This window comes from Streptomyces sp. NPDC021019 (assembly GCF_044333295.1).
In the GTDB taxonomy this organism is placed as follows: Bacteria; Actinomycetota; Actinomycetes; order Streptomycetales; family Streptomycetaceae; genus Streptomyces.
On the sequence record NZ_JBIRQR010000002.1, the window covers coordinates 965,501 to 981,875 of the forward strand.

The window sequence follows — 16,375 nt, forward strand, 5'->3', positions numbered from 1 at the left end:
CTCTTCCTCGCACCGCCGACACGCGAGCGAAGGAGAGCCTCCCCCATGTCCTCCTGGTCCACCGGACCCACACCCGCCACCTTCCAGACCGGCTTCCCGATCCGGCCCGGCCGGCTGGTCGAGGCCGCCACCCCCGACGACGTACGGGAGGCCGTGGCGTACGCCGCCGCGCGCGGGCTCCCCATCGCCGCGCACGCCACCGGCCACGGGCTGCCGGGGGCGGTCGAGGGCAGCGTCCTCGTCGTCACCCGCGCCCTGGACTCCGTCGCCGTCGACCCGGTCCGCCGCACGGCCCGGATCGGCGCGGGCGCGACCTGGGGCGCGGTGACCGCGGCGGCGACCCCGTACGGGCTGGCCCCGCTCAACGGTTCGTCGCCCTCGGTGGGCGCGGTCGCGTACACGCTGGGCGGCGGGCTGGGCATCCTGGCCCGGGAGTTCGGGTACGCCGCCGACCATGTGCGGGCGCTGGAGGTGGTGACCGCCGACGGGGTTCCGCGCCGGGTCACGCCGGAGCGCGAGCCGGAGCTGTTCTGGGGGCTGCGCGGCGGCGGTCACCGGCTGGGGGTGGTGACGGCCCTGGAGATCGGCCTGGTGGCGGTGGAGCGGCTGTACGGGGGCTCGATCGCGTTCGCCGGGGAGCGGGCGGCCGAGGTGGCGGACCGCTATCTGGAGTGGACCCGGACCGTGCCGGATTCCCTGACGTCGTCGTCGGCCGCGCTCGTCTACCCGGACCTGCCCCAACTGCCCGAGGGGTTGCGCGGGCGGTACGTCATCTCGGTGCGGGTCGCCTTCACGGGGGACGCGGCCGAGGGAGAGCGGCTGGTGGCCCCCCTGCGGGGCATCGGTCCGGTGCTCGCGGACTCGTTGCGGGAGATGCCGTACGCCGAGAGCCCCACCATCCACAGCGACCCGCCGTTCCCGCACGCGTACTACGGGGAGGGGCTGGTGCTCCGGGGGCTGGACGCGGGGCGGGCGGCCCGGGTGCTGGAGCTGACCGGGCCCGGGGCCCCGATGATGACGGTGGTGCAGCTCAACCATCTCGGCGGGGCGTTGGCCGGGCGGCCGGAGGCGGCGAACGCGGTGCCGTACCGGGACGCGGGCTTCCTGCTGCGGCTGCTGTCGCCGCTGGACGGGACGGACGTGGCGGCGGTGCGCTCGCTGTACGGGGAGGTGTCCGAGGTGCTGGGGCCGCTCGTGCGGGGGCGGTCGCTGAACTTCTCCTTCGGCGGCGGGGACCGTACCGCCGGTTTCCATGAGCCGGAAACGGCGAAGAGGCTCGCCGGTCTGGTCTTCCAGTTCGATCCGGCGGGCCTCTTCGGCGGGTCCTACGAGGGCTGAGCGGGGGTCAGCCGCGGTGGCCCAGCAGCTTCCAGCTGGTCGGCAGGAGCCCCATGGCCAGCGCCGCCTTGAGGGCGTCGCCGATCAGGAAGGGGACGAGTCCGGCGGCGACGGCGGCGCTCAGCGACATCCCGGTGGACAGCGCGAGGTAGGGCACGCCGATGGCGTAGATGATCGCGGAGCCGAGGACCATCGTGCCCGCGGTGCGCAGCACCGAGCGGTCGCCGCCGCGCCGGGCGAGGGCGCCGACGACCGTGGCGGCCAGGAGCATGCCGAAGACGTAGCCCAGGGACGGTATCGACCAGCCCGAGGAGGCCTCGGCGAACCACGGCATGCCGGCCATGCCGACGAGGGCGTACAGCGCGAGGGAGAGGAAGCCGCGGCGGGCGCCCAGCGCGGTGCCGATGAGGAGCGCGGCGAAGGTCTGGCCGGTGACCGGGACCGGGGAGCCGGGGACCGGGAGCGCGATCTGGGCCGCGATGCCGGTCAGGGCGGCGCCGCCCAGGACGAGGGCCGCGTCCACGGCGTAGCGGTGCCGGGCTGCGGGCAGCAGGTCGGCGAGGACCGCTCCGGAGCGGACGGGGGCGGCAGCAGTGCTCATCGGGACTCCGCAGGTGAGGGCAGGTGGGCCGGGACGGCCCCCGCCGGGCAGGGTGGGGTCGGGCTCCCGCCGACGTTAGCCCACGGGTTAACGCTCGATCACCATCAGCCGCCCACAAAGCGGCGGTTGATGCCTTGGTGGGATTCGCACAAAGACCGGGCCGCAATCACTCTCCCGCGTGACGCTCGTCACGGAGGTGAGGGGCGCCTCGGTGCATTTTGGCGGAGAGGGCGGCGATCGGTGAGACTGTAGCTTCCCCATAAACGATCAGCTCGTCTGGTCGGCCCCCCGAACGACGTGATACGACCCGCCACGACCCGTCGCGGCTCGCTGATCCGAGAGTGACCCCTCCCCCATGCACGAGGCACCTCCCCCCATCCCGGCTTCTCCTCCTCCCTCCTCCGCCGTTCCGGCCGAGCCGCTGTCGCCCGGTCTCAAGCAGCGTCATCTGACGATGCTGGGGCTCGGCGGGGTGATCGGGGCGGGGCTGTTCGTGGGCTCCGGCGCGGGGATCGCGGTGGCGGGGCCCGCCATCGTCGTCTCGTACCTGATCGCGGGGGCGCTCGCGATGCTGGTGATGCGGATGCTGGGCGAGATGTCCGCCGCGATGCCCGCCTCCGGTTCGTTCTCGGTGCACGCCGAGCGGGCGCTCGGGCGGTGGGCCGGGTTCAGTGTCGGCTGGCTGTACTGGTTCCTGCTGGTGGTGGTCCTCGCGGTGGAGGCGACGGCGGCCGCGCAGATCGCCCATGGCTGGGTGCCGGGCGTCGAACCGTGGGCGTGGGTGCTGCTGTTCATGGTGGTGTTCACCGCGGCGAATCTGACGGCGGTGAAGAACTTCGGCGAGTTCGAGTTCTGGTTCGCCTCCTTGAAGGTCGGCGCGATCGTGGTCTTTCTGGTGCTCGGGCTGCTGGCCGTCCTCGGCTGGCTCCCGGACACGGACCCGGTCGGGATGACCAACCTGACCGGCCGGGGCGGCTTCCTGCCCAACGGCTGGAGCGGGGTCGTCTCCGGCGTGCTGACCGTGGTCTTCGCCTTCGGCGGTCTTGAGGTCGTCACCATCGCCGCCGCCGAGACGGACGACCCCGCGCGCGCGGTGGGGCGTGCGGTGCGCAGCGCGGTGGTGCGCATCCTCTTCTTCTACGTCGGCTCGATGCTGGTGATCGTGACCGTGCTGCCGTGGACCGCGCAGCGGGCGGGGCTGAGCCCGTACGTGAAGGTGCTGGACGCGATCGGGGTGCCGTCGGCCGGGCAGATCATGAACATCGTGGTGTTCGTGGCGCTGCTCTCGGCGCTCAACGCCAATCTGTACGGTTCCTCCCGCATGATCTTCTCGCTGGCGGAGCGCGGGGAGGCCCCGCGCGGGCTGCTGAAGGTCTCGGGCGGGGGCTCACGGAAGACGGCGGGCGGGGGCTCGCGGGAGACAGCGGGCAAGGGCTCGCGGGAGACGGCGGGCGGTGTGCCGCGCCGGGCGGTGCTGGCCTCGGTGGCCTTCGGCTTCGTCTCCGTGCTGCTCAACCTGCTGTGGCCGGACACGGTGTTCCTCTACATGCTCAATTCCGTCGGCGCGGTGCTGCTGTTCGTGTGGGCGCTGATCGCCGCCTCCCAGTTGCGGCTGCGCGCCCGGCTGGAGCAGGAGGCCCCCGAGGCGCTCACGCTGCGGATGTGGTGCTTCCCGTATCTGACCTGGGTGACGCTGGCCGGACTGTTCGGGGTGCTGGTGCTGATGCTGACCGACGAGGCGGCGCGCCCGCAGGTGCTGTGGTCGGCCGGGGCGACGGCGCTGGTGCTCCTGGTGGCGGTGGGGCGGCAGCGGCGGGAGCAGCGCGGGAACCCGACGATTACCGACCGGTAGGCGGGTGCACACCTTGTGTGAGCCTGGTGACCGTATAGCGGACACCTGTTCCCTGTGAGCGGTGGGGGTGCTCAGACTGTGGGCTCATCCCCTGTCTCAGCTACCGAACAGAGCCCGTCCATGCCTCGGACCTCCGCGTCTCCCCCCACCGCTGACTCCGCGGCCCCCGCCGGCCCCTCGGCGGACTCCGCGCTCACCCACGGACTCAAACAGCGTCACCTCTCGATGATCGCCCTCGGCGGGGTGATCGGCGCCGGGCTGTTCGTCGGCTCGGGTGCCGGGATCGCCGCCGCGGGGCCCTCGATCATCGTCGCGTACGCCATCTCCGGGCTGCTCGTCATGATGGTGATGCGCATGCTCGGCGAGATGTCGGCCGCCAATCCGGCGTCCGGTTCCTTCTCCGTGCACGCCGAGCGGGCGATCGGCCCCTGGGCCGGGTTCACCGCGGGCTGGTCCTTCTGGTTCCTGCTCTGCGTCGCGGTGGGCCTGGAGGGCATCGGGGCCGCGCAGATCGTCAGCGGCTGGCTGCCGGGGACGCCGGAGTGGGCGTGGGTCGCCCTGTTCATGGTGATCTTCCTCGGGACGAACCTGGCCGCCGTGAAGAACTTCGGCGAGTTCGAGTTCTGGTTCGCCGCGCTCAAGGTCATCGCGATCACGCTGTTCCTGGTGCTCGGCCTGCTGGCGATCCTCGGCGTCCTGCCCGACACGGAGGCGCCCGGCCTGTCCAACCTCACGGGGGACGGCGGCTTCCTCCCCCAGGGCATGGACGGGTTCATCATCGGGCTCCTCGCCTCCGTCTTCGCCTACGGCGGTCTGGAGACCGTCACCATCGCGGCGGCCGAGTCGGAGAACCCGGTGCGGGGCGTCGCGAAGGCGGTCCGTACGGCGATGTGGCGCATCGCGGTGTTCTACATCGGCTCGATGGCGGTCATCGTCACGCTGGTCCCCTGGGACGACCCGAAGGTCGCCGAGGTCGGCCCGTTCTACGCGATGCTCGACCACCTCGGCATCGGGTCGGCCGCGCAGATCATGAACGTGGTCATCCTCGTCGCCCTGCTCTCCGCGATGAACGCCAACATCTACGGCGCGTCCCGCATGGCCCGGTCGCTGGTCGCCCGCGGTCAGGGTCCCGCCGTCCTCGGGAAGATCTCCTCCGGGGTGCCGCGCAACGCCGTGCTGTTCTCCTCGGTCTTCGGCTTCGCGTGCGTGCTGCTCAGCTACTGGCGGCCCGACGACGTCTTCCCGTGGCTGCTGAACATGATCGGCGCGGTGATCCTGGTGGTGTGGATCTTCATCGCGGCCTCCCAGCTGATCCTGCGCGGCCGCACCGAGCGGGAGGCGCCCGAGAAGCTGGTCGTGCGGATGTGGTTCTTCCCCGTCGGCACGATCGTCGCCCTGGCGGCCATGGTGGGCATCTTCCTGCTGATGCTCCGCCAGCCCGACACCCGGGACCAGCTGCTGGCCACGGGAGCACTGACCGTGGTGCTGATCGGCATCGGCCTCGTACGTCAGCGGCGACGGGGCGGCGACGGCGGGAGCGGCGCCGAGGGCGGCGACGGCACGGCCGTGACCCCGGCGCAGCGGAAGTAGCTCCCGCTCCCGACCGCCTCGCGTTACCCGTTCCCTACCGCATCGCGTTACCGGTTCCCGGGCACCTCGCGGCAGCGGTTTCCGGGCGCCCTCCACGAACGCCGGGCTCCTCCTCGTACGATCGGGGCGGAGCCCGGCGTTTCGGCGTCCGGCGTTCCCGTGTGCAGTTCCGGCGCCGCGCGCACCCGTGGCCAACAGGACATCGCAGGGCCGGGTACCGTACGCCGGGCCGTCATCCGCCCTCGCTTCCGTGGTGGCTCCACCCACCCGAGGAGCCGTCATGTCCGTTGCCCCCAGGCGTCGTTCGATCCTCCTGGCCACCGCCGCCGTCACCGCCGCGGCCACCGCCCCGGCCGTCGCCGCCCCCGCCCCCGCCGGCCGGGGCCCCCACCGCCCGTCGGGCCCCCTGGTCATCGGGCATCGCGGGGCGGCCGGCTGGCGGCCCGAGCACACCGCCGACGCGTACACCTATGCCGTCCGGGCCGGGGCCGACTGGATCGAGCCGGACCTCGTGCCGACGAAGGACCACGTCCTGGTCGTGCGGCACGAGAACGAGATCGGCGGGACGACGGACGTCGCCGACCGCCCCGAGTTCGCGGACCGCCGCACCACGAAGACCGTCGACGGCAAGGCGGTGACCGGCTGGTTCACCGAGGACTTCCTCCTGCGGGAGCTGCGGACGCTGCGCACCGTGGAACGGCTTCCGCTGGTCCGCGACCGCAACACGGTCTTCGACGGGCGGGGCTCGGTGATGACCTTCCAGGAGGTGGTCGACCTGGCCCGGCGGCTCTCCCGGGGGTCGGGCCGGCGGATCGCGGTGTTCCCGGAGACGAAGCACCCGGCGTACTTCCGCTCGATCGGGCTGCCGCTGGAGGAGGAGCTGATCCGGGTGATCCGCCGGAACCGGCTGACCGCCCGGGACTGCGTCGTCCAGTCCTTCGATCCCGCGAGCCTGCGCCGGGTGGCCGCGGCCCGCCTCGGCCTCCCGCTGTGGCAGGCGCTGGGCACGAGCGGCGGCCCATACGGGCACGGGACCTCCTACCGGGACATGATGACCCCGGCCGGACTGCGCGAGATCGCCTCGTACGCGCAGTGGATCGGCCCGGACAAGTCCTCGCTCGTCCCGCCGAGCACCCTGCTGGCGGACGCGCACGCGGCGGGCCTGAAGGTCGGCGCGTACACCTTCCGGGCGGAGAACCAGTACCTCCCGGCCGCGTACCGCCGGGGCAGTGCGCCCACCGCCTTCGGCGACGCGTTCGCCGAGTACGCCTTCCACTACGGGCAGGGCGTGGACGCGGTGGTGACGGACTTCCCGGACCTGGCGGCGCAGGCCAGGGACGACCTGCGGGCGTGACTCCCGCCGGGCGGGGGGATGTGGAAACGTTCCGGCAACAGCGCTTCCTCCTGCCCGGAAGGGACCACGCCATGAGCGCCCCGCACGTCTTCCCCCTGGAGCCCACCCCGATCCATGTGTCCGACCAGGTCCTCGACGACCTGCGTGCCCGTCTCGCACGGACCCGACCGCCACTGGACGAGGGGAACGAGGACGGGTCCTACGGCGTTCCGGACCGCAGTCTGCGTGAGCTGGTCGCCCACTGGCGGGACGGCTACGACTGGCGCGCGGCCGAGGCCGCCATCAACGCCCACGAGCAGTACCGGGTGAGCGTCGGCGGGGTCCCCGTGCACTTCATGCGTGAGCCCGGCCGGGGCCCCCGCCCGGTCCCACTGATCCTCACCCACGGCTGGCCGTGGACGTTCTGGCACTGGTCGAAGGTGATCGGCCCCCTCGCCGACCCGGCGGCGTACGGCGGCGACCCGGCCGACGCGTTCGACGTCATCGTGCCGTCCCTGCCGGGCTTCGGTTTCCCCGGCCCGCTCACCGGCTTCCCGGACGTCAACTTCTGGAAGGTGGCCGACCTCTGGCACACCCTGATGACCGAGACGCTGGGGTACGAGAAGTACGCCGCCGGGGGCTGCGACATCGGCGGGCTCGTCTCCAGCCAGCTCGGCCACAAGTACGCCGACGAGCTGTACGGCGTCCACATCGGCTCCGGGCTGCCGCTCGACTTCTTCACCGGCCCCCGCGCCTGGGACTTCGCCCGGAACCGGCCCCTCACCGACGAGCAGCCCGCCGACGTCCGCGCCCGCATCGTCGAGCAGGACCGCCGCTGGGCGCCGCACCTCGCCGTACACATGCTCGACGGCGCCACCCTGGCCCACGGGCTCAGCGACTCCCCCGCCGGGCTGCTCGCCTGGCTGCTGGAGCGGTGGAACGCCTGGAGCGACAACGGCGGAGACCTCGCGTCCGTCTTCAGCGAGGACGACCTGCTCACCCACGCGACGATCTACTGGGCGAACAACTCCATCGCCACGTCGATGCGTTACTACGCCAACGCCAACCGCTACCCCTGGGCCCCGTCCCACGGCCGCACCCCGGTCGTGCGGGCCCCGGTCGGCCTCACGCTCGTCACGTACGAGAACCCTCCCGGCGTCCACACCGCCGACGAGCGCGTCCGGGCGTTCGAGAACGGCCCGCAGGCCGACTGGTTCAACCACGTCAACGTCAACGCCCATGACCACGGAGGTCACTTCATCCCCTGGGAGAACCCGGACGCGTGGGTGAGCGACCTGCGCCGCACCTTCCGCGGCCGAAGGCCCTGAACCGTCTCGTCCAGGGCCCGGGCCTCCTCAGCGGGTGGTGCGCCTGCTCGCCGTGGTCTTCTTGACCGCCTTCTTGGCGGTCTTCTTCGCCGGGGCGGGCGGCGCCGTCTTCTTGGCGGAGGTGCGCTTGGCGGCGGCCCGCTTCGGCGACGCCGCCTCGGCCGCCTCCTCCTCGGTGTCGGCGTCGGCGTTCGCCAGGGTGCCGGAGCCGGACTCCAGGTGGGCCCGGACGAACCACTGGAACTGCTCCAGACCGCGCAGGTGCTCGATGAGCAGGTCCTCGGTCACGGGGTCGATCTCGCCGGCCTTCTCGACCGCCTCACGATGGCTCTCGATGACGCCCGTGTAGACGAGGTCCAGGGCGCCGAGGTGGGCGATGGCGTCGGCGCGCCCGACGCTGTAGTCGTCCCACGTGCGCTCCCTGACCAGGGCGCCCGGGGTGCCGTTCGGCTCGCCGCCGAGGGCGGAGATGCGCTCGGCGGCGGCGTCGGCCATGTCGCGTACGGCTGCGGTCTGCGGGTCGAGCATCTCGTGGACGGCGATGAAGTGCGGGCCGACGACGTTCCAGTGGATGTGCTTGAGGGTGAGCGCGAGGTCGTTGAGCGCGTGCAGGCGCAGCGTCAGGAGCTCGATGACCTGTCGGCCCTCGTCGACGCCGAGGCCGGGGACGGTGTAGCGGGGAGTACGTGCGGGGGACATGGGGCTCCTCTGTGGGGTGAACAACGGAGATGGTGATGGGCTGGTGGGAGTGAGGTCGTCTAGCCGACGTCCCCGGTGCCTCCCTCGACCGGGGCCGCGCCGGGGCGCTCCCCGCCGGGCCGGACGGGTCCCGCGGCCGCGCGGATGCTCTCCCGCGCGGCGTCGGCGACCGCCCGGGGCGTGATGCCGAACTCCTCGTACAGGCGCTCGTAGGCGGCGGACGCGCCGAAGTGCTCCAGGCTCACCATGCGGCCCGCGTCCCCCACGACGTCGCGCCAGCCCTGGGCGACGGCGGCCTCGACGCTGACCCGGGCCCGGACCTCGGGCGGAAGGACGGCGTCCTGGTAGGCGTACGGCTGCTCGGCGAACCATTCGCGGCAGGGCAGGGAGACCACGCGCGCGTCATGCCCCTCGGCGGCCAGCAACTCCCTTGCCTCCAGCGCGATGTGAACCTCCGACCCGGTCGCGACGAGGATGACGTCGGGCGTCCCGCCCCGGCTGTCGGCGAGTACGTAGCCGCCCCGGGCGGCCCCCTCGGCGGGGGCGTAGGCGTCGTCCCCCCGCTCCAGGACGGGCAGCGGCTGCCGGGTCAGGGCGAGACCGGCGGGCCGGTCGTGGTGCTCCAGGACGGCGCGCCAGCACACGGCCGTCTCGTTCGCGTCGGCGGGCCGTACGACGTCGAGGCCGGGGATCGCGCGGAGGGCGGCGAGCTGCTCGACGGGCTGGTGGGTGGGGCCGTCCTCGCCCAGGCCGATGGAGTCATGGGTCCAGACGTAGGTGACCGGGAGCTTCATGAGGGCGGCGAGCCGGACGGCCGGGCGCATGTAGTCGCTGAAGATCAGGAACGTACCGCCGTAGGGGCGGGTGAGGCTCTGGAGCGCGACGCCGTTGAGAATCGCGCCCATGGCGTGCTCGCGAATGCCGAAGTGGAGCGTGCGGCCGTAGGGGTTGCCGGGGAACTCGCCGGTCTGCTTGGACTCCGGCACGAAGGACGGCTCGCCCTCCATGGTGGTGTTGTTGCTCCCCGCGAGGTCGGCCGATCCGCCCCACAGCTCGGGCAGCACGGGGGCCAGCGCGGAGAGGACATCACCGGACGCCTTGCGGGTGGCGATGCCCTTGGGGTCCGGGGCGAAGACGGGCAGGCTCTCGGCCCAGCCCTCGGGGAACTTCTGCTCCCGCAGCCGGTCGAGGAGTTCGGCGCGCTCGGGGTGGGTGGAGCGCCACTGCTGATACCCGGGCTCCCAGGCGCGGTGGGCATCGGCCCCGCGCCCGACGACCGCGCGGGCGTGTTCCAGTACGTCGTCCTCGACGGCGAAGTCGGCGTCCGGGTCGAAGCCGAGCAGCTTCTTGGTGGCGGCGACCTCGTCGTCGCCGAGCGCGGAGCCGTGGGCCTTGCCGGTGTTCTGTTTGGTGGGCGCGGGCCAGCCGATGATCGTGCGCAGCAGGATCAGGGAGGGCCGGCCGCGCTCGCTCTTCGCGGCTTCGACCGCGGCGAGCAGGGCGTCGACGTCCTCGACGTAGTCGCCGGTCCGGGTGAAGTCGACCGTCTGGACCTGCCAGCCGTACGCGGCGTAGCGGGCGGCGACGTCCTCGCTGAAGGAGATGTCGGTGTCGTCCTCGATGGAGATGTGGTTGGAGTCGTAGAAGACGATCAGGTTCCCGAGCTCCTGGTGTCCCGCCAGCGAACTGGCCTCGGACGTCACACCCTCCATCAGGTCGCCGTCGGAGGCGACGACGTACACGTGGTGGTCGAAGGGGCTCGTGCCGGCCGGGGCGTCCGGGTCGAGGAGGCCGCGCTCGCGTCGGGCCGCCATGGCCATGCCGACGGCGGAGGCCAGCCCCTGCCCCAGCGGCCCGGTGGTGATCTCGACGCCCCTGGTGTGCCGGTACTCCGGGTGGCCGGGCGTGGCGGAACCCCAGGTGCGCAGCGCCTCCAGGTCCGTCAGCTCCATGCCGTAGCCGCTCAGGTACAGCTGGATGTAGAGGGTGAGGCTGGTGTGGCCGCAGGACAGCACGAAGCGGTCCCGGCCGAGCCACTGGTCGTCGGCCGGGTCGTGCCGCATCACCTGCTGGAACAGCAGGTACGCCAGCGGGGCCAGGCTCATCGCGGTGCCGGGGTGACCGTGACCCGCCTTCTGCACGGCGTCGGCAGCCAGCACCCGCACGGTGTCGACGGCGCGGACGTCGAGCGGCCCCCAGCCCGCCGCTTCGGCGAGGGGCGGGGCAAGGCGCGGATCGCGACCGTCGTTCGGGCCGTTCGGCGTTTCGGCGGGTGCCATCAAGTCCTCCTGATCAGCGGGGCGAGCGGGCAGCGGACGACGCGACCGTGGTCCCGGCCCCGGACCGCCCGGCTGTTGGGCCGGGTCCCCCGGAACGGCGGGACCAAACGCGCGACGGTGGGCGCAGCACGGAATAAGGAGCAAATCACCTTTGCCGGTCAAACGGGAGGAAGAGGGCGGGATTCCACGGTCAGCGCCGCGAGTCCTAGGCCGAAGGGCTGATCACTTCGGAGCACTCCTGCTGTTAGCCTGCTCTTGCATATAACTTGCAATAACAACTGGACGGCATTCCCAGCAGTCGGAGGGCTCGCATCATGGCCACGTACACGCTCCCGGAACTCCCGTACGACTACGCGGCACTCGAACCGGTCATCAACCCGCAGATCATCGAGCTGCACCACGACAAGCACCACGCCGCGTACGTCAAGGGTGCGAACGACACCCTGGAGCAGCTGGAAGAGGCCCGCGACAAGGAGGCCTGGGGCGCGATCAACGGCCTTCAGAAGAACCTCGCGTTTCACCTCTCCGGCCACATCCTGCACTCGATCTACTGGCACAACATGACCGGCGACGGCGGCGGCGAGCCCCTCGCGGCGGACGGCGTGGGCGACCTCGCCGACGCGATCACCGAGTCCTTCGGCTCCTACGCGGGCTTCAAGTCCCAGCTGACGAAGGCCGCGGCGACCACGCAGGGTTCCGGCTGGGGCGTGCTCGCGTACGAGCCCGTGAGCGGGAAGCTGATCGTCGAGCAGGTCTACGACCACCAGGGCAACGTCGGCCAGGGCTCGGTCCCGGTCCTCGTGTTCGACGCCTGGGAGCACGCCTTCTACCTGCAGTACAAGAACCAGAAGGTGGACTTCATCGAGGCGATGTGGCGCGTCGTCAACTGGCAGGACGTGGCGAAGCGTTACGCCGCCGCCAAGGAGCGCGCCGACGTGCTGCTGCTCGCCCCCTGACCGGAGACCGGCATACCGCGCCACCACGGACGTCCTGCCTCGTGATCGTCTTCTCAACCTTCACCACGGCAGGCGGATGAACGGGGAGCCCCCGCGAGGACCTGACTCGCGGGGGTTCTCCCATGGGGTTGCCCCATAACGGCTGCCCCATGGCACCTGATTAGCTGCTTAGCTCATGTGCTAAACATGCACACATGGATTCACCCGCCCTTCCCGCCGACGAAGAGGCGAGCGCCTTCCGCGCGCTCGCCGACCCCACCCGCCGCCAGATCCTGGAGGATCTGCGGGGCGGCGAGCTGGCCGCCGGCGAGATCGCGAGCCGGTTCCCGATCAGCGCCCCGTCCATCTCGCGCCACCTGGGTGTGCTCAAGGGAGCCGGGCTCGTCACGGAACGCCGCGACGCCAACCGCATCCTCTACACCCTCGCCGAGGAACGGCTCGCCCTGTGCGTGGGGCGCTTCCTCAGCGCCGTGTGCCCCGAGCAGATCGTGCTCCGCAACACCAAGTGGCGCTCCGCGCCGGAAGGCGACGCCTCATGATCCGGGCCCGGCTCTCCAGCGTCATCGAACGCCGCCTCCTGGTGAACTACCGGGTCGACCCTCACGTCGCGGCGGCCCTGCTCCCCGCCCCACTGCGGCCCCAACTGGTGCGCGGCCAGGCGGTGGCCGGGATCTGCCTGCTGCGGATCGGTGGCGTCCGCCCCGCCTGGGCCCCCGCCGCGACCGGGCTGACCAGCGAGAACGCGGCGCACCGGATCTCCGTGGAGTGGGACGGGCCGGACGGCGTCGAGCGCGGCGTCTACATCCCGCGCCGCGACACCGCCTCCCGCCTCAACGCCTTCGCGGGCGGGCGGATCTACCCGGGCGAGCACGGCCGCGCGGACTTCACGGTGCGGGAGGACGCCGACTCCGTACGGGTGGCCTTCGCGACCCGGGACGGCGAGGTGGAGGTGGACGCGACCGTGGAGCCCGCCGACGAACTGCGCGGCAGCGGGCTGTTCACGGACCTGGCGGAGGCGTCGGAGTTCTTCCGCCTCGGCAGCCGGGGCCTCTCCCCCAACACCGGCGGGGACCACCTGGACGTCCTCGAACTGTCCACCGACGCCTGGAAGGTGACGGCGGGCCGGCCCCGTTCCGTACGGTCCTCGTTCTTCGAGGACCTGGACCGCTTCCCGCCGGGCAGCGCGGTGCTGGACAGCGCGCTGGTGATGCGGGGAGTGGCGGCGGACTGGTCGCAGGGGGAGCCGTTCCGGCTGGGGTGCGAGGCGGGGGCGGTGGCCGCGTAGGGGCGGCTGCGCAGGGGGCCGCGCACGGGGGCCGAGCAGGGGCGGCGGGCCGTCCCGGCCCGGGCCGGCGGGAAAATACCCGCGTTCCGCCAGGCCCGGATGCCACGATGATCCACGCCCGTCCGCCCGTACCCCGCCCCGGAAGCGACCTCATGACATCTGCCCCCGCGCCCGTCCCCGCCGATCCCACCGTCCTGCACCCGATGCCCGGCCAGCCGCGCGTGGTGCAGCTGAAGCCCCTGGTCACCTCACCGCTGATCGAGGCCGGGGATTACTCGTACTACGACGACCCCGAGCACGCCACGGAGTTCGAGACCCGCAACGTGCTCTACCACTACGGGCCGGAGCGCCTGGTGATCGGGAAGTTCTGCGCGTTCGGCACGGGGGTGCGGTTCATCATGAACGGCTCCAACCACCGTATGGACGGGCCGTCCACGTTCCCCTTCCCGACGCTCGGCGGCTCCTGGTCGGACCACTTCGACCTGCTGACCGGCCTGCCCAACCGGGGCGACACCGTGATCGGCAACGACGTCTGGATCGGCTACGAGGCCGTGATCATGCCGGGGGTCCGCATCGGGCACGGCGCGATCATCAGCTCGCGGTCCGTGGTGGTCTCGGACGTCCCGGACTACGGCATCGTCGGCGGCAACCCGGCCCGCCTGATCCGCACCCGGTACGAGGAGGCGGACATCGCGCGCCTGCTGGCGGTGGCCTGGTGGGACTGGCCGGCGGACCACCTGACGCGCCACATCCGTACCGTGATGTCGGGCACGGTGGCGGAACTGGAGGCGGCGGCGCCGGGCGCGGGCGGTGAGGACCCCCGACGCGACCGGTGACGCCGCCGCCTCCGGTCAGGCCATGGCCGCTGCCGGCTGGGCGCCGGACTGGTGGACCACCTTGGCGGCGCTGGCGCTGAGGTCGACCGAGTTCGGCAGCATCGCCTGCGGGCGCAGGAGATCCTTGAGCAGGTACTGCATCAGGTCGTCCCCGGACATGGACTTGAGGGCGTCGGCGAGCTTCGGGTTGACTTCCGAGAGGCGCTGAATCTCCACCACGGCCCGCTCCACGAGGCCCGGCACGATGTCGCTCCCCATCAGGGTGTTGGAACGCAGCTTCTCGGGGTAGACCTCCGCCTCGGGTCCGGGGGTTCCCCCGTAGGCCATGGTGCTGTACTTGTCGGCCGCCACCTGGCTCATGATGAAGATGATCTGGCTCCTGCGTTCGTTGTCCTGCTCCGCGTCCCTCTCCTTCTCGGCCAGGTTCATGTTGATCGAGGCGGAGCCCGCTCCCGCCTCGAATTTCCTTACCGGCAACGAGAAGCCGGGCGAGAACTCGTCCTCGCGTGTGGGGAGCTTGGACTGCGTCTGCGCCGGGTCCTCGGGCTTCGCCCGTACGGTCGGGTAGTCGCGCTGGGCGAAGTCGCTGAGCATCAGCCATCCCTGGCTCATGAGGGGGGACTGGGTCAGCGGGATCTCGATACGGGCCGCCTCCTCGCCACCGCTGAAACGCGTGCTGCGGAAGGGACTGCCCGGCACCTCCAGGAAGAAGAAGACGAAGCCCTCGTTGGCCAGGCCGTGCTTGTCGTACGCCTCCGAGTTGTTCTCCGCGTTCGGGTTCTCCCGGAGCAGTTCGCTCTTCGACTTCATCCGTCCCCCGGCCATCTGCGCGGCCCGGGACGCGGTCGTGTAATGGCACAGCACGCTCCGGTCCAGCGCGGTCGTCAGCTTGTTCTCGACACCGGCGACCCAGTCCTGTGTGCCCCGCCCGGCGATCTCCTTGGCCATCCCCGCCCGGTTCAGCTCCGAAAGCTCACGGAAGTAGGACGCCCCCTTCATGCCGAACGCATGGGAGCTGTCGGGCCATTCCTCGCGGTTCCACAGCATGCCGGTGTCCGTCATCGCCTCGTACGGGCCCAGCGCCCCGTCCGGGAAGGTGCGGTCGCGCTCTGACTGATGCGCAACCACGTTCAACTCCGCATCGACGACGCTCTTGGCACTCCGCAGGAAGGTCAGGACGGCCTCGCTCGCCCCCGTCCGGGCCTCCGCGATCTTCTCCTGGATGTCCATAAGCTTCGTCATGCAGTAGGCGGGGTCGCGTTTCCCATCACTGTCGTAGGCGACCACGGCGGCCCGCACCTGCGCCATGACGACGTCACCCGGGTCCGGCTGGGTACGGGTCAGCGCCTTCAACTTGCTCATCAGCCCTTCGGCGGGGGGCGCCTCGGCGGGGAGGCGCGGCTTCAGAGGATCGTGCCCCTTGCGCTGGACGACCGCCCCGCCGCCGGAGGCGGACGCCGTATCGCGGGTCCCCGCCTCGGCCTCGGCACACTGCACGGGCGCGGGCGCGGCCATGACCCGTGAAGCGTTGGCCTCGGCCTCGCGTTCGAACCGGTCACCGGGATCGCTGACCCGCAGCCCGTCCCCCGTGTCCGTCCCGGCGACCGGGCCCTGCCGCTGCTGGATGACATGGGTCAGCTCGTGGGCGAGGGTGTGCCTGTCCTTCCCGCCGTCCCCGACGACCACGTGCTCGCCCGAGGTGTAGGCCCGCGCGCCGACCTCGGCGGCGGACCGCTGGGCGACGGGATCCGCGTGGATCCGTACGGCGGAGAAGTCCGCGCCGAGCCGGCCCTCCATCTCCCGCCGCAACGGCTCCTGCATCGGCCGCCCCGGCGACCGCAGCACCTGGTGGGCCATCGCCCGCTGCACCGGCCGGTCCTCGCCCTCACCCTCGTCGCGGTCCTCCCGCTCCCTGGCGATCAGCTGCGCCACCGCCGCGTTGCCCAAGGATCTCTGAAGCCCGAGCAACGAAGCCGGGACGCCGGACGGCAGCCTCTCCTGCCCCTCCTCCGCCTGCCGGGGCCGGACCGCACGCCCCGCCCTGACATCGGTCGAACTGTCACGTGCGGGGGTATGCATGGCGATGCCTCTCGGAGGTGCGGCGGGACTTACCCCTGCCTACCCGCGAGCGCCTACGCGCGAAAGGGCCGCCCGGACATGGCCGGGGGAAGCAATCTCTGCCCCCCGGTCACGTCCGGCGGGTGAGCACCTCGAAGTCCGGCGCCTCACGGCCGGGGCAGCCTCCGGCGACGCCGACACCGACCGTCTCTGACCGTCT

Annotated in this window: 13 protein-coding genes; 9 read left to right on the forward strand and 4 right to left on the reverse strand. The window is 71.9% G+C overall.

Annotated features, from left to right (window positions below; genetic code table 11):
* Window positions 1-45 precede the first annotated feature (45 nt).
* Entirely contained in the window at window positions 46-1,338 is a 1,293-nt protein-coding gene (locus tag ACH4RG_RS15410) for an FAD-binding oxidoreductase (RefSeq protein WP_398539652.1), read from the forward strand.
* A gap of 7 nt (window positions 1,339-1,345) precedes the next feature.
* Here the strand turns inward: ACH4RG_RS15410 and ACH4RG_RS15415 are convergent, their stop codons facing one another.
* On the reverse strand, window positions 1,346-1,939 hold the full coding sequence (locus ACH4RG_RS15415) for a biotin transporter BioY (RefSeq protein ID WP_397916849.1): 594 nt from the start codon (window positions 1,937-1,939) through the stop codon (window positions 1,346-1,348).
* Window positions 1,940-2,294: 355 nt separating this feature from the next.
* Here ACH4RG_RS15415 and ACH4RG_RS15420 point away from each other — a divergent pair, with 355 nt between their 5' ends.
* From ACH4RG_RS15420 to ACH4RG_RS15435, 4 genes are all read left to right on the forward strand, one after another.
* Window positions 2,295-3,791, forward strand: a complete 1,497-nt coding sequence (locus tag ACH4RG_RS15420; RefSeq protein WP_397928102.1) for an amino acid permease — start codon at window positions 2,295-2,297, stop codon at window positions 3,789-3,791.
* 120 nt (window positions 3,792-3,911) lie between these two features.
* The gene (locus tag ACH4RG_RS15425) at window positions 3,912-5,381 is read left to right on the forward strand and encodes an amino acid permease (protein ID WP_397916851.1); all 1,470 of its coding nucleotides are present in this window, start codon (window positions 3,912-3,914) and stop codon (window positions 5,379-5,381) included.
* Window positions 5,382-5,661: 280 nt separating this feature from the next.
* On the forward strand, window positions 5,662-6,735 hold the full coding sequence (locus tag ACH4RG_RS15430) for a glycerophosphodiester phosphodiesterase family protein (protein WP_397916852.1): 1,074 nt from the start codon (window positions 5,662-5,664) through the stop codon (window positions 6,733-6,735).
* 71 nt (window positions 6,736-6,806) lie between these two features.
* Complete coding sequence (locus ACH4RG_RS15435; protein WP_397916853.1) at window positions 6,807-8,042, forward strand: epoxide hydrolase family protein; 1,236 nt, start codon at window positions 6,807-6,809, stop codon at window positions 8,040-8,042.
* Window positions 8,043-8,069: 27 nt separating this feature from the next.
* On the opposite strand, the gene ACH4RG_RS15440 is transcribed toward ACH4RG_RS15435, so the two are convergent.
* Window positions 8,070-8,741 carry a Dps family protein gene (locus tag ACH4RG_RS15440; protein ID WP_397916854.1) on the reverse strand — a complete coding sequence of 224 codons (672 nt, stop codon included), beginning with the start codon at window positions 8,739-8,741 and terminating at the stop codon, window positions 8,070-8,072.
* A 59-nt stretch (window positions 8,742-8,800) separates the two neighbouring features.
* A complete protein-coding gene (tkt, locus tag ACH4RG_RS15445; protein WP_398539653.1) occupies window positions 8,801-11,020 on the reverse strand; it encodes a transketolase in 2,220 nt (739 codons plus the stop codon).
* Window positions 11,021-11,334: 314 nt separating this feature from the next.
* On the opposite strand from tkt, the gene ACH4RG_RS15450 reads away from it, so the two are divergent.
* From ACH4RG_RS15450 to ACH4RG_RS15465, 4 genes are all read left to right on the forward strand, one after another.
* Window positions 11,335-11,976, forward strand: a complete 642-nt coding sequence (locus ACH4RG_RS15450; RefSeq protein ID WP_018959211.1) for a superoxide dismutase — start codon at window positions 11,335-11,337, stop codon at window positions 11,974-11,976.
* Window positions 11,977-12,170: 194 nt separating this feature from the next.
* Window positions 12,171-12,515, forward strand: coding sequence for a metalloregulator ArsR/SmtB family transcription factor (locus ACH4RG_RS15455; protein ID WP_397916856.1), 345 nt, complete (start codon window positions 12,171-12,173; stop codon window positions 12,513-12,515).
* Window positions 12,512-13,261: a DUF2071 domain-containing protein gene (locus tag ACH4RG_RS15460; RefSeq protein ID WP_397916857.1), complete on the forward strand. Its 750-nt coding sequence runs from the start codon at window positions 12,512-12,514 to the stop codon at window positions 13,259-13,261. Before ACH4RG_RS15455 ends, ACH4RG_RS15460 begins: the two co-directional genes overlap by 4 nt.
* 152 nt (window positions 13,262-13,413) lie before the next feature.
* Window positions 13,414-14,097: a CatB-related O-acetyltransferase gene (locus ACH4RG_RS15465; protein WP_397916858.1), complete on the forward strand. Its 684-nt coding sequence runs from the start codon at window positions 13,414-13,416 to the stop codon at window positions 14,095-14,097.
* Between the two features lie 15 nt (window positions 14,098-14,112).
* Here the strand turns inward: ACH4RG_RS15465 and ACH4RG_RS15470 are convergent, their stop codons facing one another.
* A complete protein-coding gene (locus ACH4RG_RS15470) occupies window positions 14,113-16,176 on the reverse strand; it encodes a DUF4157 domain-containing protein (protein ID WP_398539654.1) in 2,064 nt (687 codons plus the stop codon).
* Window positions 16,177-16,375 lie beyond the last annotated feature (199 nt).

What these genes read in the sequence shown, in the direction of transcription:
- ACH4RG_RS15410 (WP_398539652.1), top strand. Translation starts at nt 46, where the DNA reads ATGTCCTCCTGGTCCACCGGACCCACACCCGCCACCTTCCAGACCGGC.
- ACH4RG_RS15415 (WP_397916849.1), bottom strand. Translation starts at nt 1,939, where the DNA reads ATGAGCACTGCTGCCGCCCCCGTCCGCTCCGGAGCGGTCCTCGCCGAC.
- ACH4RG_RS15420 (WP_397928102.1), top strand. Translation starts at nt 2,295, where the DNA reads ATGCACGAGGCACCTCCCCCCATCCCGGCTTCTCCTCCTCCCTCCTCC.
- ACH4RG_RS15425 (WP_397916851.1), top strand. Translation starts at nt 3,912, where the DNA reads ATGCCTCGGACCTCCGCGTCTCCCCCCACCGCTGACTCCGCGGCCCCC.
- ACH4RG_RS15430 (WP_397916852.1), top strand. Translation starts at nt 5,662, where the DNA reads ATGTCCGTTGCCCCCAGGCGTCGTTCGATCCTCCTGGCCACCGCCGCC.
- ACH4RG_RS15435 (WP_397916853.1), top strand. Translation starts at nt 6,807, where the DNA reads ATGAGCGCCCCGCACGTCTTCCCCCTGGAGCCCACCCCGATCCATGTG.
- ACH4RG_RS15440 (WP_397916854.1), bottom strand. Translation starts at nt 8,741, where the DNA reads ATGTCCCCCGCACGTACTCCCCGCTACACCGTCCCCGGCCTCGGCGTC.
- tkt (WP_398539653.1), bottom strand. Translation starts at nt 11,020, where the DNA reads ATGGCACCCGCCGAAACGCCGAACGGCCCGAACGACGGTCGCGATCCG.
- ACH4RG_RS15450 (WP_018959211.1), top strand. Translation starts at nt 11,335, where the DNA reads ATGGCCACGTACACGCTCCCGGAACTCCCGTACGACTACGCGGCACTC.
- ACH4RG_RS15455 (WP_397916856.1), top strand. Translation starts at nt 12,171, where the DNA reads ATGGATTCACCCGCCCTTCCCGCCGACGAAGAGGCGAGCGCCTTCCGC.
- ACH4RG_RS15460 (WP_397916857.1), top strand. Translation starts at nt 12,512, where the DNA reads ATGATCCGGGCCCGGCTCTCCAGCGTCATCGAACGCCGCCTCCTGGTG.
- ACH4RG_RS15465 (WP_397916858.1), top strand. Translation starts at nt 13,414, where the DNA reads ATGACATCTGCCCCCGCGCCCGTCCCCGCCGATCCCACCGTCCTGCAC.
- ACH4RG_RS15470 (WP_398539654.1), bottom strand. Translation starts at nt 16,176, where the DNA reads ATGCATACCCCCGCACGTGACAGTTCGACCGATGTCAGGGCGGGGCGT.